The organism is Nostoc sp. EspVER01 (genome assembly GCF_034530635.1).
Lineage (GTDB): Bacteria > Cyanobacteriota > Cyanobacteriia > Cyanobacteriales > Nostocaceae > Nostoc.
Map to the genome: position 1 here is coordinate 106,501 of NZ_JAVRCS010000014.1, position 22,542 is coordinate 129,042.

At 42.0% G+C, this 22,542-nt stretch carries 15 protein-coding genes; 9 read left to right on the forward strand and 6 right to left on the reverse strand.

Annotated features, from left to right (window positions below):
• Positions 1–717: 717 nt before the first annotated feature.
• From RMX69_RS14680 to RMX69_RS14690, 3 genes are all read left to right on the forward strand, one after another.
• Positions 718–3,729 carry a peptidase domain-containing ABC transporter gene (locus RMX69_RS14680; RefSeq protein WP_289798934.1) on the forward strand — a complete coding sequence of 1,004 codons (3,012 nt, stop codon included), beginning with the start codon at positions 718–720 and terminating at the stop codon, positions 3,727–3,729.
• Between the two features lie 113 nt (positions 3,730–3,842).
• Positions 3,843–5,426, forward strand: coding sequence for an HlyD family efflux transporter periplasmic adaptor subunit (locus RMX69_RS14685; RefSeq protein ID WP_289798935.1), 1,584 nt, complete (start codon positions 3,843–3,845; stop codon positions 5,424–5,426).
• A gap of 109 nt (positions 5,427–5,535) precedes the next feature.
• Entirely contained in the window at positions 5,536–6,033 is a 498-nt protein-coding gene (locus tag RMX69_RS14690) for a DUF427 domain-containing protein (protein ID WP_289800103.1), read from the forward strand.
• Positions 6,034–6,345: 312 nt separating this feature from the next.
• Here RMX69_RS14690 and RMX69_RS14695 read toward each other — a convergent pair whose 3' ends face one another.
• Positions 6,346–7,338: a metal ABC transporter solute-binding protein, Zn/Mn family gene (locus RMX69_RS14695; protein ID WP_322637886.1), complete on the reverse strand. Its 993-nt coding sequence runs from the start codon at positions 7,336–7,338 to the stop codon at positions 6,346–6,348.
• A gap of 768 nt (positions 7,339–8,106) precedes the next feature.
• On the opposite strand from RMX69_RS14695, the gene RMX69_RS14700 reads away from it, so the two are divergent.
• The gene (locus RMX69_RS14700) at positions 8,107–8,442 is read left to right on the forward strand and encodes a hypothetical protein (RefSeq protein ID WP_289798937.1); all 336 of its coding nucleotides are present in this window, start codon (positions 8,107–8,109) and stop codon (positions 8,440–8,442) included.
• A gap of 41 nt (positions 8,443–8,483) precedes the next feature.
• On the opposite strand, the gene RMX69_RS14705 is transcribed toward RMX69_RS14700, so the two are convergent.
• From RMX69_RS14705 to RMX69_RS14720, 4 genes are all read right to left on the reverse strand, one after another.
• Positions 8,484–8,612: a hypothetical protein gene (locus tag RMX69_RS14705; protein WP_289798938.1), complete on the reverse strand. Its 129-nt coding sequence runs from the start codon at positions 8,610–8,612 to the stop codon at positions 8,484–8,486.
• A 63-nt stretch (positions 8,613–8,675) separates the two neighbouring features.
• Complete coding sequence (psbA, locus tag RMX69_RS14710) at positions 8,676–9,758, reverse strand: photosystem II q(b) protein (RefSeq protein ID WP_289798939.1); 1,083 nt, start codon at positions 9,756–9,758, stop codon at positions 8,676–8,678.
• Between the two features lie 352 nt (positions 9,759–10,110).
• Positions 10,111–11,610, reverse strand: coding sequence for an MBOAT family protein (locus tag RMX69_RS14715; protein WP_322637887.1), 1,500 nt, complete (start codon positions 11,608–11,610; stop codon positions 10,111–10,113).
• A 97-nt stretch (positions 11,611–11,707) separates the two neighbouring features.
• A complete protein-coding gene (locus tag RMX69_RS14720) occupies positions 11,708–14,725 on the reverse strand; it encodes a DUF1574 family protein (RefSeq protein WP_322637888.1) in 3,018 nt (1,005 codons plus the stop codon).
• 458 nt (positions 14,726–15,183) lie between these two features.
• On the opposite strand from RMX69_RS14720, the gene RMX69_RS14725 reads away from it, so the two are divergent.
• From RMX69_RS14725 to RMX69_RS14745, 5 genes are all read left to right on the forward strand, one after another.
• Positions 15,184–15,438: a hypothetical protein gene (locus tag RMX69_RS14725; protein ID WP_289798942.1), complete on the forward strand. Its 255-nt coding sequence runs from the start codon at positions 15,184–15,186 to the stop codon at positions 15,436–15,438.
• A gap of 84 nt (positions 15,439–15,522) precedes the next feature.
• Positions 15,523–18,624, forward strand: a complete 3,102-nt coding sequence (locus tag RMX69_RS14730) for a phosphoenolpyruvate carboxylase (protein ID WP_322637889.1) — start codon at positions 15,523–15,525, stop codon at positions 18,622–18,624.
• 72 nt (positions 18,625–18,696) lie between these two features.
• Positions 18,697–18,951, forward strand: a complete 255-nt coding sequence (locus RMX69_RS14735; RefSeq protein WP_289798944.1) for a hypothetical protein — start codon at positions 18,697–18,699, stop codon at positions 18,949–18,951.
• A 207-nt stretch (positions 18,952–19,158) separates the two neighbouring features.
• Complete coding sequence (locus RMX69_RS14740; RefSeq protein ID WP_100898458.1) at positions 19,159–19,464, forward strand: DUF4090 family protein; 306 nt, start codon at positions 19,159–19,161, stop codon at positions 19,462–19,464.
• A 649-nt stretch (positions 19,465–20,113) separates the two neighbouring features.
• The gene (locus tag RMX69_RS14745) at positions 20,114–20,908 is read left to right on the forward strand and encodes a DUF2993 domain-containing protein (RefSeq protein ID WP_322637890.1); all 795 of its coding nucleotides are present in this window, start codon (positions 20,114–20,116) and stop codon (positions 20,906–20,908) included.
• A gap of 171 nt (positions 20,909–21,079) precedes the next feature.
• On the opposite strand, the gene RMX69_RS14750 is transcribed toward RMX69_RS14745, so the two are convergent.
• Positions 21,080–22,471 (reverse strand): UDP-glucose dehydrogenase family protein, encoded by a 1,392-nt coding sequence (locus RMX69_RS14750; protein ID WP_289798946.1) that lies wholly within the window; start codon positions 22,469–22,471, stop codon positions 21,080–21,082.
• Between the last annotated feature and the right edge of the window lie 71 nt (positions 22,472–22,542).

The window sequence follows — 22,542 nt, forward strand, 5'->3', positions numbered from 1 at the left end:
ATTAAACTAGTAAATTTACTGAAGGCAGTTATTGTCTTTCCTTCATAAATTTAATAGTTGATTCCTCTAGAGTGACAAAAAATCTTCAGCTTTACTTTTCCAGTTAATTTTTATTAAATTAAGCTAGCAAAAAAGTGATGGAGAATTATTTCATAAATAGGTATAGGTGATGTTCAACGAGGAAAGTTCCTATTTTTCGCCATTAGTGATATTGTCAATACCTATATTCAAGAATTTGTAAAAAATAATTCAGAAATTTAAAGTTTTTTTTATTACATAATTCTTAACTAGGGTATTTACTTAGGAAAGCATCTGTGATACTTTCATGTTGATTATCATAAAGTAAAATATAAATCTCTAAATTTAACAGCCATGTTTATGTATTTTAGTTTGATGATGAATATCGATATTGCATAGTTGCAATCATCAATATTGAGTTTAATTTTGTATAAATTATGTAGCGTTAACCAAGTGATAACTTGTCCTCGATCTATTTACAGTATGCTTTATTTTGAAAAACGCGTAACAATCGTAACCGTGTGATATAAATACAGGTCTGCAATTAGACTAAATTTCCCTCTGTGCTGTTACACATTTAAACACCTAAATTCCACATAAGTCTTGTCACTGCTGGCATAAAACCAAACACTGCCACTGTTAGTAAAAGAGATACTCCCTAATATTTTCGACTTAATTCCTCACTTTAACTAGTTTTATATGACTTATATTAAGAACACTTTTCCCGAATTTCTCACCACCCTAGAGGGGTTTGAGCAGTTGCCAGATGGAGCGATCGCTAATCTATCAGAACAACTGCAAGCCTGGCGCTATCGCATAGGTCAGAAAATCATTGGTAAAGAAAGTCTCCCGGAACGTATCACCATCATTTATGAGGGACAAGTGCGGCTGTTAGGATATGAACCCCAGACGCAAATGCCAATTACCCTAAAATTATTACAACCAGGGGAAATTATCGGCGAAATTGGTTTGTTACGCGATGTCGCCTGTGAAACAGCGATCGCTTCCACCGAAGTAGTATGTTTAACCTTGAGTGCATCAGCATATTTTAGCTTTCTGGCTTCATACCCAGCTTTTGCGGAAGCTCGTAAGAACCGTAGTTATTTGGTAGAAGTTTTCGATATTCTCGGTTCCTATTGGCAAAAGCAAGCGATCGCTACCTTAAATCTCAGAGAACTGGCAGAAAAAGCCTTACCCCAGGCGAAAGTACATTATCTCCCTTCAGGAAAAACTCCATTCAACCAACTTGATAGCAAAAGCGTTTGGTTTGTAAGTGGCGGTAGTACAGTCACAAATTTTTCACCTGGCGATCGCTTAGAATCAGAAGATGACAGAGACAAGATTCAAGTTATCGGTCAAAACCCCGTACGGTTGCTTGGCATACATCCGTCGGATTTGATCTTAGAAGATAGTCATGAGATAGAACTTGCGGTAACTGAAACCAGAGTAGATAAAGATAGCGCTGACGATCTAGATATTATTCCCTACGCATCAGACGAAATAGTTCCACAGACAGCCCCCCAAAACTCAAAGAATTCGTCAAAACAAAAATACCCATTTTTTGGCGGTAAAGGAGAACTAAATTCAGCCTTCGCCTGCTTCCAAATGATCGCGAAGCATCTAGAAATGCCATTTCGTCGAGAGGTGGTTCGCCGCATCTTAACTGAGCAAGTCAAACGTCAGGGGACTATATCGTTTCAAGTTACTGCTTACCTAGCAGAGTTAATCGGACTGAAGGCGCAGTTGATAGAGTTACCAGTCGCTTCAGTCACGCGCATTCCAACACCAGCGCTGATTCGCTACGGTGATAATTTTGCCGTTTTATATGAAGTAGATGCCAATACTGTGGTTGTCGGTGTTCCATCCAAAGGAATTGTGCGTTGCAAACCCGCTCAATTGGTTGAACAATTAGATGTCGATCCAACTGACTTTCCGCCCAAAGTTAGGGTATTACTGCTGACTGCTACCAACCAAACACCCCAAGAACGTTTTAGTTTACGGTGGTTTTTGCCCTACTTGTCAAAGCACCGTCGAGTCCTAATAGAGGTCTTTATCGCTTCCTTTTTCGTGCAGTTGGCAGCGTTGGCAAATCCGCTAGTTGTTCAGTTAATTATCGACAAAGTTATCACTCAAAATAGTATTGGTACACTACATATTTTGGGGATTTTGCTATTAGTAGTCGGGCTATTTGAAGCAGTGTTGACTACCTTACGAACCTACTTATTTGTCGATACCACTAACCGGATCGATATGGGTTTAGGATCGCAAATCATTGACCACTTACTACGTCTACCGCTGCGCTATTTTGAACGCCGACCAGTGGGTGAACTTTCCACTCGTATTAACGAACTAGAAAATATCCGCCAATTCCTCACAGGTACTGCCTTAACAGTGGGATTGGACGCTCTGTTCTCGGTGGTTTATATCGGTGTGATGCTGATTTATAGTTGGCAACTCACCTTAGTCGGCTTAAGCACAATTCCTGTGTTTGTCGTGATCACCTTAATTGCTTCTCCCACTATTAGCAGACAGTTACGTGCTAAAGCCGAACGCAACGCCGAAACTCAATCTTATTTAGTGGAGGTGATGTCAGGCATTCAAACCGTAAAAGCGCAAAATATCGAATTGCGATCGCGCTTTTCTTGGCAAGAGCGTTACGCCCGGTTTGTCGCCGCTGGTTTTAAAACAGTCGTAACTTCTACCCTCGCTAACTCTACCAGCAACTTTCTCAACAAACTCAGCAGTTTACTAGTTTTGTGGGTAGGAGCTTATTTAGTACTGCAACAAGAATTAACTTTAGGTGAATTAATTGCCTTTAGGATTATATCGGGTTACGTCACCAGCCCAATATTACGTTTAGCTCAACTCTGGCAAAGCTTCCAAGAAACTGCCTTGTCTCTAGAGCGTTTAAGCGATATTGTCGATACGCCACAAGAAGCAGAAACAGACCGCTACAATATACCCTTACCTACCATTAAGGGAGCAGTGAAATATGAAAATGTTTCCTTCCGTTTTGGCACAAGTGGCCCTCTGCAACTTTCTAATGTCAACCTCGAATTTGAGCCAGGGAAATTTGTCGGCATTGTCGGACAAAGTGGGTCTGGTAAAAGTACGATGATGAAGTTACTGCTGAGACTTTACGAAACTGAGTCCGGCAGAATTTTGATTGATGGTTATGATATTGCCAAAGTGGAACTTTATTCGTTGCGACGACAAATTGGCGTAGTTCCCCAAGAGACATTATTGTTTGACGGCAGCGTTCAGGAAAATATTGCCCTAACGAATCCCGATGCCACAACCGAAGAAATTATCGAAGCCGCTCAAGTTGCGTGCGCCCATGAGTTTATCATGAACTTACCCAACGGTTACAACACGCGGGTGGGAGAACGGGGTTCTGCACTTTCAGGTGGACAACGACAAAGAATTGCGATCGCTCGTTCTGTGTTACAACGACCAAAATTATTAGTTTTAGACGAAGCAACTAGTGCATTAGATTATCCCACAGAACGGCAAATATGTCTCAACTTAGCCAAAGCATTCAAGGGTGATACAGTATTTTTTATTACCCACCGACTGAACACCGTAAGTAATGCAGATATGATTGTTGTGATGGATAACAGCAGGGTTATAGAACAAGGTAGCCATCAAGAATTAATGGCTACTAAAGGTCATTATTATTACCTGTATCAGCAACAAGATGTAAACTTGTAATTAGTCATTCTTGAGGGCAAAGGTTTTTGGCATCGGGAAACATTGCCCACCCTACAAAAAATTCCAAATCGTTCGACTGAACGCTCACGACAAATCCAAAACCCAAAATCGTTATGACTCAACTTAATGGGAATCACCTTAACGGCAATCAGAAAAACGGCAATCACAAAAATGGAGTGAAGCACGATTCACAGGTACTGACAAAACAACAAAAAGCTGCTCAAGAGTCTTTTACTAACTTAAACAATCAGGAATTTGAGCAATCTATTGTTTTGCGCCAATCTCCAATTTGGTCGCGTACAATTATGATTACACTAGTGGGGCTAGCCTGCTTTGGAATTGCTTGGGCTTATTTTGCAAAAATTGAGCAAGTAGTGCCAGCAACCGGGCAATTAAAACCCCAAGGAACAGTCAAAGAAGTTCAGGCTCCTGTGAGTGGAGTGGTGAAAACAGTTAATGTAAAAGATGGACAAGAAGTAAAGCCAGGTGATTTACTGCTAACTTTTGATTCCATAGCCTCTGTTGCCGAATTAAATTCTTTGAATAAAATTCGCCTTGCATTAATGAAAGAAAACCAAATTTATCGCCGATTGATGGGTGCAAGCACGGGCACTGGCTCTGAACTGTTATATTTGCGCGGTAATTTGCCACAAGAAACTGCTTTTTTGCTGAAAAGTCGGGCAGCATTAGTAGCAGAAAATGAATTATTGCGCACTCAATTAAAAAATTCTGGGCAAGATTCTGGAGTAGGAATTGATGAACAACAACTTCTACGAGTTGCCAAACAGGAATTAGACTCTCGCTCTTCCGCAGCGCGATTAGAAGTAGAAAAGACTAAAAAACAACTGATTCAAAATCAAATTAAGCTGGAAGATAGTAAATCAAGTTTAGCCATTCAAGAGGGAATTTTAAGTAAGCTAAAGATATTAGCAGAAGAAGGTGGTATTTCTCAACTTCAGTATCTTAACCAGCAACAAGAAGTACAAAACCGCACGGCAGAAGTAGCACAACTAGGTGAAGAACTGAAACGCCTCCAGTTTGATATAGAAAAAGGACAACAAGAATTAAGCAATACGGTGGCTGTTTCTGATAAAAACATTTTAGATAAGATAGCCCAGAACAAACAGCAGATTGCCACAATCGATAGCCAATTCATGAAAGTTATGCTGGAGAATGAGCAGCGTTTGGCAGATGTCAATAGTAAAATATCTCAATCACAGTTAAACGTTAAATATCAAGAACTTCGCGCGCCTGTAGCTGGTGCAGTTTTTGATTTGCAAGCAAAAAATCCTGGATTTGTCGCAACTCCAACTACAAAACTGTTGCAAATTGTCCCCAAAGAAAACTATATCGCTGAAGTTTTCATCACTAACAAAGATATTGGGTTTGTGCGAAAAGGGATGAAAGTAGATGTCAGAATTGACTCCTTTCCTTACAGCGAGTTTGGCGATATCAAGGGAGAAGTCACTGGGATAGGTTCAGACGCATTACCGCCAGACCAAACCCATCAGTTTTACAGATTTCCGGCAAAAGTCTCATTAGATAAACAATCCCTAGTAATTAAGGGCAAAAAAGTTAACTTGCAATCAGGTATGTCTATCAGTGCCAATATAAAAGTGCGCGAAGAACGGACTGTGCTTAGTTTATTCACTGAGTTGTTTACCAAGCAAGTTGATGCTCTTAAAGAGGTACGATAAAGAGGGTTAAGTTAAAAGACCGCAGTCACTCCACAAGGAGAGTTGCTGCTTTACTAAGTACATTAGTACTGAGTACTTTTTCCTCTTTCAGAACTCAATACTCTTGATGATGGTTAATTTTCAACGCATCGAACCTGTTCCCGGACAAGAATCAGTTTGGGATTATCCCCGTCCTCCTCTTTTGGAGGACACAACCAAACATATCCAAATAATTTTTAACGGAGTAGTAATTGTAGATACTCACAGCGCCAAACGTGTTTTAGAAACCAGTCATCCTCCTTCTTACTACATTCCCCCAGCGGATATCAAAATGGAATATCTACAGATGACTCCGCAATCTAGCTTTTGTGAGTGGAAGGGAAGTGCTGGTTACTACACAATCCGAGTTGGTGATAAAGAAGTCCATAATGCTGCCTGGTTCTACCCCAAACCCACACCCGCCTTTGAATCTATCAAAGACTATGTAGCTTTTTATGCTCATTTAATGGATAAATGCTACGTTAATGGCGAAGAGGTGCAACCACAACCAGGTAACTTCTATGGCGGTTGGATAACCAGTGATATTGTTGGGCCATTTAAAGGCGCTCCTGGTACTTGGGGATGGTGAGTCAATTTTGGATTTTAGATTTTGGACTTGTCGTGAGCGTTCAGTCTAACGATTTTAAATTTTAAATAATAAAATCTATCAATGTAGGTTGGATTGAACGGCAGTGAAACCCAACAGAAACAATGATTAGGGATCTGCGGGTTAATAGTGTCGAAACTCGGTTTATTGGTACTTTATTTTCACGCAAGTCCCTTAAATGTTGGGTTAACCTTCCCTTCAGGACGCTACGCAAACGGGAAGCAAGCTACGTTCCTCAATCCAACTTACTACTAAATAAACTGAGTTTTTCGGATTACTAAATTGATATTCTGGCTACTTAGCAGCTTTTCTTTCAAACATCAAATACGTGCCTCCTAGTCCTTCTACAATTGTGCGTGTATTGGCAATCATCATTTTCTGATAAGTGTCAGCATCGCTTCCTGGTTCCCCAAGTCCCTCAACATATAGCTTTCTATCAGAAATGTCCACTTCAGCTTCTCTGGCTATAGATTGAATCAAATTAGGATTAATTTCCACTTCAGCAAAAATTGTTGATACTTTAGTCCGTTTAATGTTTGTAGCTAAATTATTGACTCGTTCTGCTGTCAGTTTTTCGTTAGTATTAATACTTTGCAATCCTCCTGCCAATAAAATACGGTATGCTTTAGCGTAATAACTCAGTGCATCAGAGGTTGTAACTAACTTACGTTCTTTGGTAGGAATACTAGCAATTCTTGACTTAATCCAACTATCTAGTTGAGTGAGTTCATTAGTAATTTTTTTAGTATTACTGCTATAAGCCTCTGCATCACTAGATTGTAATTTTCTTAAGTTACTATTAATTACCTCCACCATTCTGATAGTATTTTTGGTATTGTGCCAAACATGAGGATCGGTTATATTCTTACCACCTGCCTGAAATTTTTGTGGCTTAGGCACTGCCAGTTGAGCGACAGCTATTTTTGGTGTAGGGTTTTTAGTCGCTTTAATTAACTTGATCAGATTTGGTTCAAAATTGTAGCCATTATAAAGAATAAGATTAGCTTGCTCAATGGCTTTACGATCTTCCGGTTTTGGTTTATAAAATTGGGGGTCGGCGGTAGGAGAAATTAAGCAGGTGAGGTTAACTGTATTTCCGGCAACCTGTCTGGTTAAGTCACACAGTACGCTTGTAGTAGCTACAACTCGGGGAAGATTCTCATTTACCTGGGTGTTAGTCTGAGTGAATGTAGTGCTTACAGCTTGATTTCTACATCCAACAAATCCAATTGTCAAGGCAGCAAGAATAACTGGGAAGAAATTATTCAATGGTGATTTTTTTGACATCCTCAACTCCTACTGGATGTATAAAAAAAGATAATCATTATTGGTAAAGTATTAGTAAAATACCAGGGGAAAGTCTTCAGCGGGAAGAGGTTAAGGGCTGATGGGGAAGCCTTCGGCAAATAAAAAGGTAAAGGGAAGAGGAATTAAAAGATTTTCTCCGCAAGTCCCTTATCTGTTTCCCAACTCCACACCCAGCAATTTTTGGTTGGTGAACCACTAGTGAGGTTTTTGCGGGCAAAATATTAGTTAACTGCACACGACAGACTGGAAAACTGGTAGAGGTAGGAGCACAATAATAAAGGCAATGCTGGGGAGTATCCAAGGAGGGTAGTGTAGTTCTCTCACCATCTGTTGAAAGGTCTATACCATTGTGCTTACATCCCACAAAGCTCCAAATTGACTAGGATTATCAGATTAAGAAGTGAAAGGTAGTAATGATGGGGCTTATGGAACATACGGGTTGATTTCGCAAACCGAGTCGTGAATCCTTACGGCAATTGTAGCTGTGGTTTTGCAAGGTGTGGACATATCATTGTTACAAAATTGGCAAATTGGCGATTTTTTAGCCATCAGCCTTTGTTACACTAATTTTCACCTAGCAAAGCCTCTCAATATCGCTTAGAGCATTATCTAACTACTTTTTATTGCCAGAATCCAGAATGTACTCTGTGCCATAAATTTATATCCTCTAGTTTTTTCATCATTAAATAAGAGCCAAATCAAGTATATATAACAATTCCTCAAAGCTAATATTGGTCAAGATAAACAATGGTAATTTTAGTTGTCATAATTAACACCCTGATTTCACTGGTACTACTCTATGTGGCTTGGCGGGTGTGGCAACTTAAGCAGCAGCTAGCATATATAGCAGATAGGTTAACCACCTATGAAAGTTGTACCAATGCAGCACTGAATAAAGCACCCGAAAATATTTATCTCAGCCAACAAAATATTTATAACTTACGGCAGAGAAATCAAGCGCTACAAATACAAATTCAACAAGTGCGGCAAATTATCAGTCTACTTTTGCTAGTACGGCAAATCTGGCAGCGTTATTTTCCGAAGCTAGAGTTAATATCTGGGAAAAGAAAAGTTGCAAAATGAGTTATGTCAGGTTCACATAACATCACTATCCACATCTGGATTCACAAAATATTCAAAATATTATTAGTGGGATAGTTTCCTGTATAACGACGCTCAAATTCGTAGCGGGTTAAGCGATCGCCACTTTCTAAGGGAGGGATAAAAACACTATTATTTAAGCTATGTTCCACAAAAGCCGTAAAAAGCGCCCCCCATTTCTGGAGGGCGCTTTTTATTTAGCGAATACTTAAGTATTAGCCGTTGATAGCAGGAGCAGTCATTGCTACAGGAGCAACTTCACCAGCAGCTAAGTCTAAGGGGAAGTTGTGAGCGTTACGCTCGTGCATTACTTCCATACCCAAGTTAGCGCGGTTGATTACATCTGCCCAGGTGCTGATGACGCGACCTTGGGAGTCAATGATTGATTGGTTGAAGTTGAAACCGTTCAGGTTGAATGCCATCGTGCTGACACCCAAGGCGGTGAACCAGATTCCGACGACAGGCCATGCTGCTAAGAAGAAGTGCAGTGAACGGCTGTTGTTGAAGGAAGCGTATTGGAAGATCAAACGACCGAAGTAGCCGTGGGCTGCAACGATGTTGTAGGTTTCTTCTTCTTGACCGAATTTGTAACCGTAGTTAAGGGATTCGGTTTCGGTGGTTTCACGCACCAAGGAAGAAGTTACTAGAGAACCGTGCATTGCTGAGAACAATGAACCGCCGAATACACCGGCCACACCTAACATGTGGAAGGGGTGCATCAAGATGTTATGTTCTGCTTGGAACACAATCATGAAGTTGAATGTTCCAGAGATACCTAAAGGCATACCATCAGAGAATGAACCTTGACCGATGGGGTAGATCAAGAATACTGCGGTAGCGGAAGCCAGAGGTGCGCTGTAAGCTACGCAGATCCAAGGACGCATACCTAAGCGGTAAGAAAGTTCCCACTGACGACCAAGGTAGGCAGCGCAACCGAGCAAGAAGTGTAAAATTACTAACTGGTAAGGACCGCCGTTGTACAACCACTCATCTAAGGAAGCAGCTTCCCAGATTGGGTAGAAGTGCAAGCCGATTGCGTTTGAAGAAGGAACAACTGCACCAGAGATGATGTTGTTTCCGTAGATCAAAGAACCTGCAACTGGTTCGCGGATGCCGTCGATGTCCACGGGAGGAGCAGCGATGAAAGCAATCACAAAGCAAGTTGTAGCAGCTAGTAGGGTTGGGATCATGAGAACACCAAACCAACCGATGTAAATACGGTTGTCGGTGCTGGTGATCCACTCGCAAAAGCGATTCCATACGTTAGCGTCAGAGCGCCGTTGTAGGGTTGTGGTCATTGTTTTATAAGTGCAATGGGTTGTTAAATATGGAACAAGCGGAGTTTATTTTTGCTTGTTGAAATACAGTCTACATTAATTTATTTTGACGCGATCTGTGACTTAATACTCTGTAATAAAATACTTTAACAAAGCTCATCTAACTGTAAAGTTTTCTACTATAAACAATAGTCATGAAAGTAATGGATTGAGGCTTTTTAAGCCATTTAAACTACAATCTAGCTATCACTTTCAATGATGCGATCGCCTAGTTTTTTTCCTTTACACTTCTTTACAATTTACCATTTAGAAACATTTTAAGTCTTGCTGATTTGTAACGAGATAATAAGTTCTATATTGTCTGATAGTCCAGTTAAAAATCAAAGTAGATGTAGGGCAAACTGCCTTCAGGAGCTAATAACCAAACAGCGTAAAAACATAGGGGGACGAAGACAAGCTTAAGAGGCCAGTTAAACTCTAACTTCAGCATTCGATTGAATGCATAGACTACAGTCATAAGCGCAGCTAAACCTAGAAGTACCCAAGCGAGTTGGGGTTGGCTCATATTTAAGGCTTCTACATAGACTTTTTCAGCAAACTGGGCGTCAGCCGGATAACCCCAAAGATGCCGAATTACTAAAGAAGAGTCTTGGAGATTAGGTAGACGGAACCAAATCCAAGAGGTAAAAACCATCAGTTGAGTTAAGAACCAAGCGACAAAGATACCCAGAGGATTTTGCCAGAATTGTTCTAGATTTTCAGAGCGATCGCTTATAGAATCTGTAAGTCGATGAACCACCAAAGCCAATCCGTGGAGTATACCCCAAACGACATAACCCAAAGCGGCACCGTGCCAGATACCAGCAATTAGCATCACAAGAAATAAATTCCAGCAGGTACGGACTAAACCCCGACGGGAACCACCCAACGGAAAGTAGACATAGTTACGTAGCCAATCTCCCAGAGTCATGTGCCAGCGCCGCCAAAATTCTGAGATATTGGTGCTGAAATAAGGAAAGTCGAAATTTTCAGGTAGAACCAAGCCGAAAAGCATAGCACTACCACGGGCAATATCTACGTAACCGTTGAAATCTAGATATAATTGCAAGCCATAAGCGAATGTAGCTAACCACAAATCGGTACTACCCGCCCGTTGCAAATTACCGAAACATAAATCTACAAAAATTCCCAAGTGGTCTGCAAAAATACCTTTTTTGACTGCGCCCCTAGCAATCAACCACAGCGCTTCAGCAACTCTATTAGTACTAGGTAATTCTAGTGTATTGAATTGATTTGCTAAGTTGTGATAGCGCGTAATCGGCCCTGAAATCAGTTTGACGAAGAATAATTTGTATGTAGCAAATTTAAGAAAATTATCAGTAGCAGGGGCACCGCGATAGACATCTATTAAATAAGCAATACATTCAAAGGTGAAAAATGAAATTCCTAAAGGTGCAATTAATTTAAAAGAGCTATCTGATGAGTTTGTTTGGACATGAAAAACAAACTTGAATAAAGGGGTAAAATACTTAAAAGCTAATAGCAGTAAAACATTTAGAATTATACCCACCCACAAAACCTTTAGACGGCGACGATTCCAATCAACTTGAGCAAATTGCCACTCTTCATTAGAAATTTGCCAATCAAGAGAATGTTTTCCTGGTGATGTGTTGTTACCAATTTCCAGCCCTATACGGAAATTGATAAACGTTAATGCTAATAGTAATGGTATGTATTGAATGTGCAAAGATGAATAGAAAACCAAACTAGCAATTAGCAGCGTCCACAACCGCAATTTATGTTGTGCTAAAGACCAGTAAATTCCTAACACACTCAACAGGAACAGTCCATAGAAAATTGATATAAAGTTCATTTTTTAGTCATTAGTCATTAGTCATTTGTCATTGAGCATTAGCTTTAGTAATCCCCCTTGTCCCCTTGTCTCCCTGCTCCCCTGCTTCCCATACTTCCTACTTCACCGGCCAAGGAATCATCGGATCGTTAGCTAGCTTTTTCGAGACTTCGTATGCACCAAAACGATTGAGGTGGCTAGGATCGGAAAAGAAATCATTTACTTTTGGCCACTGTTGACTCAAATCACGATAAATAAAGTTGGGATTAGTAGCCAAACGCAACATATATTGCTGAAATTGTTGCTCATATTGTTTACGCACTGGATCTAAATAATCTGCCGTCAGAGGCATGTTGACAAACACTAAGGAGATTTTCTGGGACTGGGTAAACTGAAGCACTTCTTGAAAAGCAGTATCTTGCTGTCCTTCTACTTGGAAAGATTTATAGTCGTTGTCATAATTTCCGGGAACTCTAGAATGTTTTTGATAGTATCTCGCGGGATTAAAGCGAATAGACAAGGGTAGAAAGCCATCAAAGTCAACGGCTTGCTGGGAAATACTTTCATCCGAAGTCCCGTCTGTCAACTGTTTTTGTGATGCAACTGCCTGATTCTTACCAAATACGAGCAATTGTTTTTGTAGTAAACTTTTAATTTGGTCGCGGTTTTGATAGCTAGTAGAAACAGAGGCTAGAGCCTGATTTAACGACTGATTGACGGCTTCATAAGTACTAATCTCCTGTTTTTCTTCCTTTGTCTTTTCTTCTCCCGAATTTACCGTATTTTCTGGCAAATCATTGCTACTTGCCGTTGTTGGTGTTTTTTGAAATGCTTGTTTATAACCAGCTGATGCAGCCAGCGATTTAAAGGTAATATCCTCGCGTCCACCGTTGAAAGCACGCGCACCATCTGCCCAGATAATTATTTTGGGTAGTTCTGATGGTTCTAGTACGTGACGAATCACAAAGTCTACAACTTGTGCCGTAGCACCGTTGATCCCGAAGTTAAACACGTCAACATTTGGATAGCCTTGAGTTGCTAAAGCTTTAGAAAGTGCTGCGGGATCTACTCCTCTGAGGGCGCGGGAGGAGCCAATAATCAACACGTCCGGGGGACTACCAGTTCTAGCTAAACGCTGTTTATACAGTGCTAGTTGCTCGTCTAATTGCCTGACATTAAAACTTGGCATCTGCGATCGCGCTGCTAAAAGAATAGCTGTTGCGGTTGCTTTTTCCTTCAGTGGTGCGGCTGCCAAATTATTTTTTGGGGTATCATCACTCTGGGTAAATTCCGAAGCGTTAAAGACAGAACTCTGATTTGGAGGAGATTTTGTTTTGGAAGTGCTGCTAAAAAATGTTGTTTTCTCAGTCTGATTTTTCCCAGATGTCAAAGATGCTTTTTGCTCGGAAGACGAAGATGGGAGGGTAACACTAGCGACTTTTGGCGAACTGGGCGTATTACGTGCAATAATTCGACCCAATACCCAATCGGTTTGGAGGGTGAGTAATAATCCCAGTGTTCCCCAAACTAGAGCAATTTTAATTCCTTGAACATCATGATTACGTTCGGCTGGCTCGTTGCTTTCGGTAAATAGCTGGCTTTTCAAGAGGAATTTTCTCGCGGTTGAACTCGCCGTTGCTATCCAATCTCGCGCTACTTCTGTTACAAAATTTTGAACTTCTTCTGTCGTTAAGTCTGGGCGCAAAATTGGCTCACTAGTCTCAGGTGTTACTAAATCGTTGATGTATATAGAAGTAGCAGCAAATTCTGGGGTTGCTTCTGGTACTAAACGTTGGCGATGTTCAAGATCGACGCCATAATGCCAAAAAGGTTCTTTATTCCCAGCCCGGCGACCGTAGATACGTACTCCTATAATACCGGAAATTTTTAACTGACGGATAAACTGCGTAATTTTACTTGCTACTTGTTGCCGCTGTGGACAAACAGGTGCATCACACATAATGTGCAATAAACCATTTTTGTTCAGTAGAAGTACGCGAATTCCACCTGTCAATAATCGCCAATCCAAATCAGGATTGAGTAAGCGCTCTATTAAAAATACGATCGCTGGTTCATCACCAGTATTTGCCAAATCAAGTGGTGATAGGGCAAAGGCGGGATGGTTTGCTGCGGGTAAAGCCAGCCAATCAATCCAAGTGGGTTCCTTGTCACCTGCTTTTTGCCCGTATATGGTGGCGGCGAGAATGCCTTGAGGAGCGATCGCTTCTAGTTGCGGTAAAATCGCCTCTAAGCACACTACCTTGTCTGGAATTGGGGCAGTTCCTAAAGGATCGAAAGCTGGGATACAAAAAATATGTAGCGTTGATTCTTTCAAAGAAACTTGGACACCAACTTTTAATCCTGATAGTACCTCAGTTAATAATCGAGCGATCGCTTGGATATCTCCCCAACGCGCCCACTCCTTCAGCATTACCTCTGGTGGTGTCAAATCTACCCGCAGCAGCCAATCAGGGGCAGTTTCGCCGCTCACCTGAGAAACAATTACGGCATCTTGGTAGCCGGAAAGCTTGAGATAACGCAACTTTTGTGCTATGGGTTCGGCAAGCAACGATGCATCAGGGCTATAACTCGACTGGCAAAATATCCACAGGCGATTTTCTTCTGGCTGAGAATTCTTGGGCTTATATAGCTTAATCTTTACCTGTATCGATACACCTAACGTACTCAGAGTTTCGCTTAGATATCGAGCGATCGCTTCTGGATTTCCTTGGCGTGCCAAACTTTCGTTAGAGACAATTAGCGCCCCACCCGGTTGTTTTGATTTTTCCGAGTCTGCTAGCAGTGCTTGTTGCACCTGATCGAGATGCTTATCTATTTGATTCAAGTGAACTCGATGGCACCATGAGGGGCGCTGTTCCCCTTTTCTGCGACCATAGACAAATACTTGATATATTGAAGTTTGTTCGCTGCTTGTGAGGATATCTAAGTTTGTTTGCTGTAGTGCTTGCAGCAAATCAGACAAAGTACGCCAACGCTGCGGACATTCTGTACCTTCACAAAGAATATGAAGGTCATTTCCCCGCAACCGGACTTTCACTCCGAAAGTGTTGATCCCTGTTGCTTGGCTCACCCATTGCACTAAGGATTGCTGGCGATCTGGTAATACTGTTTTCATGCTCAGTTAACTTTACAGGAAGCGATGGTTGGGGGATAGTGCCTGCACTTGTAAACTAGAACCATAGGTCTATCACACTCTGACGTTTTTTTTTAACAATTTTGTTACCTTCGTAGCTCACAAAATCGGACAAGATAGTCTTGTATAGGTTGCAAGTCTGACTAATGTTGAGTTTTGCGTTTATTTTACTAATAGGGAGTCAGAAATCAGAAGTTAGGAGTTAGGAGTTAAAAGTTAGGAGCCAGAAGTCAGAATAATTCTATATGACTGGTTGATAACTTGTCCTTGAAAGCCGGATTTGCGTCCCACTGCTCTAATGCCCCTGACGGGTGAAACAAACAATAAGCTTATCTCATTAAACTCCCTCCCTTTATCGTTGGAGCCATCTTAACTCCTAAGTCCTAACTCCTAACTCCTAACTCCTTCTTACTCATGCTTCCCATAACCAAAAATTAGCAATGCCTCCTACCAACCAACAGTCTTCACCTAAACCCGCATCCAATCTGGATTTGTTTCCCATTCCTCAATCGTTCCTTTTACAAATAGGTACAGCGTCTATATTACTGCTGCTGATTACTGGAAAAACTACAGTAAGAGCACTAGAAGCCATAGGAGAAGCTAGTGAAGAATTATTTCGAGGCGATCGCCTACCCAATCTAGACTTCCCAGATGAACACGAAATCAATCAAGATGAGAAGATATACACCAAATAATTATTTGCTCAGGAACAACCCGGTGAGCATTAAGTGCAAAACCTAGAACCGTAAACAGTAATTAGCTTTACAAGAATAGAGAATATGGGTTCCCTTTTATACTCTTCGTCTCAAACTGCTGATATATACCCGGTGTCGGAATTATTTTTGCGCCATCGTCTCCAGGTAGTGGAAGAATTGTGGGAGTCAGTTCTCCGGCAAGAATGCGGTCAAAATATGGTGGACTTGTTGCGTCAGTTGCGCGATTTATGTTCGCCCGAAGGACAAGCAACAAATGACCAAGCATCTTCAGCCGTCAAATTAATTGAACAACTAAATATCAACGAAGCAATACGCGCGGCTCGTGCTTTCGCTCTGTATTTTCAGCTGATTAACATCATAGAGCAGGAATACGAACAACGGCAGCAATTGAGCCGTTATGAAGCAGAAACAGAGGAAATAGAGCCGGAAACACCGTCTAATGTTAACTATTCCTCCAATCAAAGAGAAGATGACGCGCCTGTTAGCAAAGGAATAGCAGCAGCCTTTCTCAAAAAGAATTATCTCGAAAAGGCGCAAGTCAAACCAAAAGGTACTTTTGCTGCCTTGTTTCCCTATTTATTCAAGCTGAATGTACCACCCCAGCAAATTCAACGTCTAATTGCACATCTGGATGTACGCTTAGTTTTTACAGCGCATCCGACGGAAATTGTTCGTCATACCATCCGCGATAAGCAGCGACAGGTGGTACAACTTTTGCAAAAACTGGATACTTTGGAAAATCACTCTGGGACTACGCCAGGAGCATATCCTTGGGAAGCAGTAGATGTCCGCGAACAATTGCTCGAAGAGATTCGCCTGTGGTGGCGTACAGACGAACTTCACCAGTTTAAACCCACAGTGCTAGATGAAGTAGATTATGCCCTGCACTACTTCCAAGAAGTTTTATTTGATGGCATTCCCCAACTGTATAAACGTTTCAAACACACTCTATCCAATACCTTTCCTTGGCTAGAACCACCGAGTAAAAACTTTTGCTCTTTTGGCTCCTGGGTAGGCTCAGACAGAGATGGAAACCCATCAGTGACACCCGAAATTACCTGGAAAACGGCTTGCTATCAGCGCAAAATGGTGCTGGGGAGATATATTCAGTCAGTGAAAAATCTGATTGAATTGTTGAGTGTGTCGATGCACTGGAGTGATGTTTTACCAGACTTACTGGAATCTTTAGAAGCGGATCAATCCCAGTTGAGTGAGGTATATGACGCACTGGCACTGCGTTATCGACAAGAACCCTATCGGCTCAAACTGGCTTACGTACTGAAACGGCTGGAAAATACTCGCGATCGCAATCTCGCTTTGTACAATCGGGAAACGCCAACAAATCAAGATAGCCCCTTGTATCGTTCGGGAGCCGATTTTTTAGCAGAACTGCGCATGATTCAGCGCAACTTGACAGAAACAGGTTTAAGTTGTCGAGAATTAGAAAATCTCATCTGTCAGGTAGAAATTTTTGGCTTTAACTTGACACAGTTAGATATCCGCCAAGAATCATCTCGCCACGCCGACGCGCTCAATGAAATCCTGGAATACCTGCAAATATTACCTCAACCTTACAACGAACTATCCGAGGAGCAAAGAGTTGCTTGGCTTACAGGAGAACTGCAAACCCGTCGGCCATTAATTCCGGCAGAATTGCCATTTTCGGAAAAAACCAACGATGTCATTGAAACCTTTCGCGTCGTGCGATCGCTCCAACAAGAATTTGGTCTCAACATCTGCCAAACTTACATTATCAGCATGTGCCGCGACGTGAGCGACGTGCTAGAAGTACTACTGTTAGCCAAAGAAGCCAGACTTTTTGACCCCGCCATCGCCGTCGGAACTATTCAAGTAGTCCCCCTATTTGAGACAGTAGAAGATTTACAACGCTCCAGAAGCGTTATGCGGAAACTGTTTGAACTGCCGTTATATCGTGCTTTATTAGCCGGCGGCTACGAACAGACAAAAGCAGAGAGTGTTGTGGATGAAAACTCATCCTCCCCTACTTCCCCTGCTCCCCTGCTCCCCTGCTCCCCTGCTTCCTCCCCGCTTCCCACAAACTTGCAAGAAGTCATGCTGGGGTATTCTGACAGCAACAAAGACTCTGGTTTTTTAAGCAGCAACTGGGAAATTCATAAAGCCCAAAAATCACTGCAACAAATAGCAGAAAACTATGATGTAAGTTTGCGGATTTTCCACGGACGCGGCGGTTCTGTGGGACGAGGTGGCGGTCCCGCTTACGAAGCTATTTTGGCTCAACCAGGTCATAGTATCAATGGGCGAATCAAGATTACCGAACAAGGAGAAGTTTTAGCTTCCAAATATTCCTTGTTGGACTTGGCTTTGTACCACATGGAAACCATCACCACTGCCGTGATTCAAGCTAGTCTGCTGCGAACAGGGTTTGATGATATTGAACCCTGGAATGAGATTATGGAAGAATTAGCAGCGCGATCGCGCCAACATTATCGTGCTTTAATTTACGAACAGCCTGATTTTGTTGATTTCTTCCACGAAGTAACTCCCATTGAAGAAATTAGCCAACTGCAAATTAGTTCCCGTCCCGCACGCCGTCCATCTGGTAAGAAAGATTTAAGCAGTCTGCGAGCTATTCCTTGGGTATTTAGCTGGACGCAAACTCGCTTTTTACTTCCTTCGTGGTATGGGGTTGGCACAGCATTACAAGAATTCCTGAACGCAGAACCAGAAGAACACTTGAAATTGCTACGCTACTTTTACGTTAAATGGCCCTTCTTCAAGATGGTGATTTCTAAGGCCGAGATGACTTTGGCAAAAGTAGATATGCAAATGGCACACCACTACGTCCAAGAACTCTCAAAACCAGAAGATCAACTTCGTTTTGCCAAGGTTTTTGACCAAATTGCCAGCGAGTTCTATCTGACAAGAGATTTAGTGTTAAAAATCACCGATCACAATCGGCTGTTAGATGGCGATCCGGTATTGCAACGATCTGTGCAGTTACGTAATGGGACAATTGTACCCTTGGGATTTATCCAAGTTTCACTACTCAAGCGTCTACGGCAGTCCCAAAATACTGCTGCTACTTCTGGAGTCATTCATTCTCGTTACAGCAAAGGCGAGTTACTGCGAGGAGCATTGTTAACTATTAATGGTATTGCAGCCGGGATGAGAAATACAGGTTGATTGGGAATGGGGCATTGGGAATTGGGCATTGGGCATAGGGCATAATGACCAATGACCAATGACAAATGACAAATGACAAAAAACAGAATTTTAATTTGCACTTTCTTGGCACTGTCATCAGGTTTTTTGAGCGCTTACACCAGTGGGCAAATCACCATGATGCTGCATAGCCAAAAGTGCCAGAACCAACCTTGGGGTTTAAAGGAGATGTGCAATGCTTGGATGACACCAGGTGCAATGTGGCAAGGTAGTACAACAGGACTATGGACAGGAACTATATTAGGGGCGTTTGTTGGTGGTGTGGTGACGCGACAAGCTCGTGATTAGTCTAACTTTAGGAGTGCTGAGTACTGAGTTACCCTATAGTTAAAACGTTGAATACGATGATTACTTTTTTACTCAGCACGGGCTAAACCTTAGCTATCCGCTAACGTTACTCAGCACTCAGAAGTGTTTCGGTGAGTTTGAAGGTTGGCAGCTTTGGTGTCAGCAAGGCTGGTAAAATCTACCCATAGCGAAGAAGAGAAAATCAACATGCCTACCGAAACTAACCCAGGGAATCAGACTACTACAGGAGCTGATGCGATTGACGAAGCGATCGCACAGGGAATTGATTTTGATGGTTCTCCCATTCCACCTGCCAAGCTAGAACTTTATGGTAAAGTTATGGCACTAGAAGGCAATAGACAGCGCAGTGGCGTATCTAATACGATGCGATCGCGTATTGTGCGGATTGGTGCAAAACACATTCCCCAAGCAGAACTCGACCAATTACTCGTAGATGCTGGTTTTGCACCTCTAAAAGAAAAAGAAATTGCCTTTTTTTATAGTGGTAAATAAATAAAGTTAGGAGTTAGGAGTTAGGAGTTCGTTGAAATAAGATACTTTAGCGATGTCTGGCGACAAACTCTGACACTCCTTCGCACTGATATCTTTCTGGTTTTATTCGCTCCCAAGCAAAATTCATTTTTACCCAAGCATCCCGCCAATAACTTTTAAAACTATTTTCTCTGGCTCGGAGTGCGCGATTATGACCAATCTAGACTAGCGTCACTGGTATATAATCATCCAATTGTAATAACTTTATTAATGAATTTAAGATTATAAAAACTGTGGAGCGATCGCTAGCTATATATTTATTGGACAAGCTATGTCTACGACGGTCACTGAGCGCAGCCGTTCGCGCAGCGTCTCGTAGAGAAGTGCGGGCTGCGCCTACGCAGCTTGCTTAAAAGTCGCACTTAACACCCAAAAGTGGGGTGTTAACTCTCAACCCATTACTACATAAAACTTTAGCGTATGATTACTAGTGTCATGAATGCTGCGACTTTCTTCCTACTAAGTTTAATTAGTAATATTTAATACGTCATCTCGTCAACCATCAGCTATCCTACGCCTATCCATCAGTACAATTAATCACGGGATCGCTTGCTGTATTCTTCACGATTTGTTACAAAAGTACAAAGAACTTCTAGAGACCCAAAACCACATGTTCGGCGGACTTACTGGTTTACAAGATCCTAAAAGCACAGATTGGGGAGAGCGAATGCTCAACACAGTCGCCAGCCAAACGATTCGCCACCTGTTTACTCAAAGCGAGTCAGTAGAAGTCTTTGTGCGCTGCTACCCCTCCAGCAAGCTCTTGCAAGGCAGCATTGATAGCTTCAAAATGAGCGGTCGTGGCTTGGTGATTCGGAGAGATTTCGCGGTTGAGGAGATGTCGTTTGAAACTGATGCGGTGGCCATTGACTTCGGCTCGGTTTTAAGTGGAAAACTTAGCCTTAAACAGCCCACTCAAGCGATCGCTCAAGTAATCTTGTCAGAAGCAGGCATAAACCAAGCTTTTAATGCGGAACTGGTGAAAAAGCGCCTGCTTAACCTCACCGTACCATCACTGACAGAATTATCTGGCGGTGAACCAGTCTCCTTTACAGATGTTCAGGTACAGCTATTGCCAGAAAATCGCTTACAGCTTGTAGCAAAAGCAGATTTAAACAATGGCGAACTCGTACCCTTGAGCATGATTTTAACTGTAGGTATTGAAAGACGGCGGCGAGTTTCTTTCAAAGATCCGAAAATTCAACTTGACGAAGTGCCAGAAGCACAACGGGAAATCTCACAAACCTTGAGCGTAGCGCTGGTAGAAATTTTAGATAATATGGTCGATTTGGATCGTTTTGACCTTGATGGAGTGAAAATGCGCCTCAACCGATTAGAAACTGAAGGTAAAAAAATTATTTTCAGTGGATATGCTGAAATTGAACGTATTCCAAATAGTCCTTAATCCAAAATTATAGGCAACAAATTAAAGTAGAGTGATTTAAACAAATTAAATACCGCCTAAAATCATTTAGGCGGTAATTTAAATCTTTAGGTTTTGATTTTGAAAGGAGTTAGGAGTTGTTAATTATAGATTGTAATTAATTTTTATTTATCACTCCTAATTCCTAACTTTCTATCTTCCCACGCCTACATATTGAAATCCAGCGCGTATCATTGCTTCGGGGTCGAGGAAGTTACGACCATCGATGATAACGGGGTGGGCCATCAGTTTTGCCATCTTCACATAATCCAGAGTGCTGAACTGCTGCCATTCGGTGACGAGTACTAAAGCATCACAGCCATCAGCTAGTCTTTCAGCATCGGTTTCTACTAACACCCCAGAAAGACCATGACGCATACCTGTTTGGGAGATAATGGGGTCGTAGGCCTTGACTTTGGCTCCAAGTCTGTTTAGCTGCTCAATTAGGATGAGTGCTGGGGCGTCTCGCAAGTCGTCGGTATCGGGTTTGAAGGTCAGTCCGAGTAGTCCGACTGTTTTGCCTTTGAGAATTTTCAGAACTTGTTGGAGTTTTTCCAAAGCAATCAACCGCTGACGTTCGTTGACACTGACAGCGGATTTTAGTAGCTGGGCTTCATAACCATAGTCATCAGCAGTGTGAATCAGAGCTGAGACATCTTTGGGAAAACAAGAACCACCCCAACCAATACCAGCTTGTAAAAACTTGTTACCAATGCGTGAATCTAGACCGATACCTTTGGCTACTTGGGTGACATCAGCACCGACGCGATCGCAAATATTAGCAACTTCGTTAATAAAACTAATCTTAGTGGCTAAAAAGGCATTCGCAGCGTATTTGATCATCTCTGCCGAACTCAGGTCTGTTGCCAGAATTGGCACTGGGGGTAAAGATTGATCTTCAGCGTACTTGCGTTCTACAATCGGGGCATACAGTTGTTGCATTAAGGCTACTGCTCTTTGGCTATTGCCTCCTAGTACGATGCGATCAGGGTTAAAGGTGTCGTGAACTGCCGAACCTTCGCGCAAAAACTCTGGATTGCTGACTACATCAAACTCGGCTACAAATTCAGGTAATTTCTCATCACTTGGCACTCCACCCGCGGGTATCAGTGTTTTCTGCCGCTCTGCAACACCATCTAGAACAAGCATCCGCACCCAGTCACCTGAGCCAATGGGTACTGTAGATTTATTCACTATGACTTTATAACCACCGTTGAGATTTTCTCCAATCCCACGGGCTACAGCTTCGACGTAACGAGTATCACTTTCACCAGTGGGTAAAGGTGGCGTTCCCACAGCAATAAACAGAATTTCTCCGTGGGAAACTCCAGCAGCAAGATCGCTAGTAAAATGAATCTTCTCTGTTTGAATGGCAGACTGCATAATTTCTGAGAGTCCTGGCTCAAAAATTGGAGACTGCCCAGACTTCATTAACTTAACTTTTTCTTCGTTGTTGTCTACGCAAATTACATCATGCCCAATATGAGCCAAGCAAGCACCTGTAACTAAACCAACGTAACCAGTACCAATAACGCAAACACGCATTTATTTAACTCCTCACTTATTTGGGCTTAATCTTCAAAAAGAAGTTATCAATTTTACACTTACACATTTGG

Excerpts from the sequence above, each read along its gene's own strand:
- RMX69_RS14680 (WP_289798934.1), top strand. The coding sequence starts at position 718 with ATGACTTATATTAAGAACACTTTTCCCGAATTTCTCACCACCCTAGAG.
- RMX69_RS14685 (WP_289798935.1), top strand. The coding sequence starts at position 3,843 with ATGACTCAACTTAATGGGAATCACCTTAACGGCAATCAGAAAAACGGC.
- RMX69_RS14690 (WP_289800103.1), top strand. The coding sequence starts at position 5,536 with ATGGTTAATTTTCAACGCATCGAACCTGTTCCCGGACAAGAATCAGTT.
- RMX69_RS14695 (WP_322637886.1), bottom strand. The coding sequence starts at position 7,338 with ATGTCAAAAAAATCACCATTGAATAATTTCTTCCCAGTTATTCTTGCT.
- RMX69_RS14700 (WP_289798937.1), top strand. The coding sequence starts at position 8,107 with ATGGTAATTTTAGTTGTCATAATTAACACCCTGATTTCACTGGTACTA.
- psbA (WP_289798939.1), bottom strand. The coding sequence starts at position 9,758 with ATGACCACAACCCTACAACGGCGCTCTGACGCTAACGTATGGAATCGC.
- RMX69_RS14715 (WP_322637887.1), bottom strand. The coding sequence starts at position 11,610 with ATGAACTTTATATCAATTTTCTATGGACTGTTCCTGTTGAGTGTGTTA.
- RMX69_RS14720 (WP_322637888.1), bottom strand. The coding sequence starts at position 14,725 with ATGAAAACAGTATTACCAGATCGCCAGCAATCCTTAGTGCAATGGGTG.
- RMX69_RS14725 (WP_289798942.1), top strand. The coding sequence starts at position 15,184 with ATGCCTCCTACCAACCAACAGTCTTCACCTAAACCCGCATCCAATCTG.
- RMX69_RS14730 (WP_322637889.1), top strand. The coding sequence starts at position 15,523 with ATGGGTTCCCTTTTATACTCTTCGTCTCAAACTGCTGATATATACCCG.
- RMX69_RS14735 (WP_289798944.1), top strand. The coding sequence starts at position 18,697 with ATGACAAAAAACAGAATTTTAATTTGCACTTTCTTGGCACTGTCATCA.
- RMX69_RS14740 (WP_100898458.1), top strand. The coding sequence starts at position 19,159 with ATGCCTACCGAAACTAACCCAGGGAATCAGACTACTACAGGAGCTGAT.
- RMX69_RS14745 (WP_322637890.1), top strand. The coding sequence starts at position 20,114 with ATGTTCGGCGGACTTACTGGTTTACAAGATCCTAAAAGCACAGATTGG.
- RMX69_RS14750 (WP_289798946.1), bottom strand. The coding sequence starts at position 22,471 with ATGCGTGTTTGCGTTATTGGTACTGGTTACGTTGGTTTAGTTACAGGT.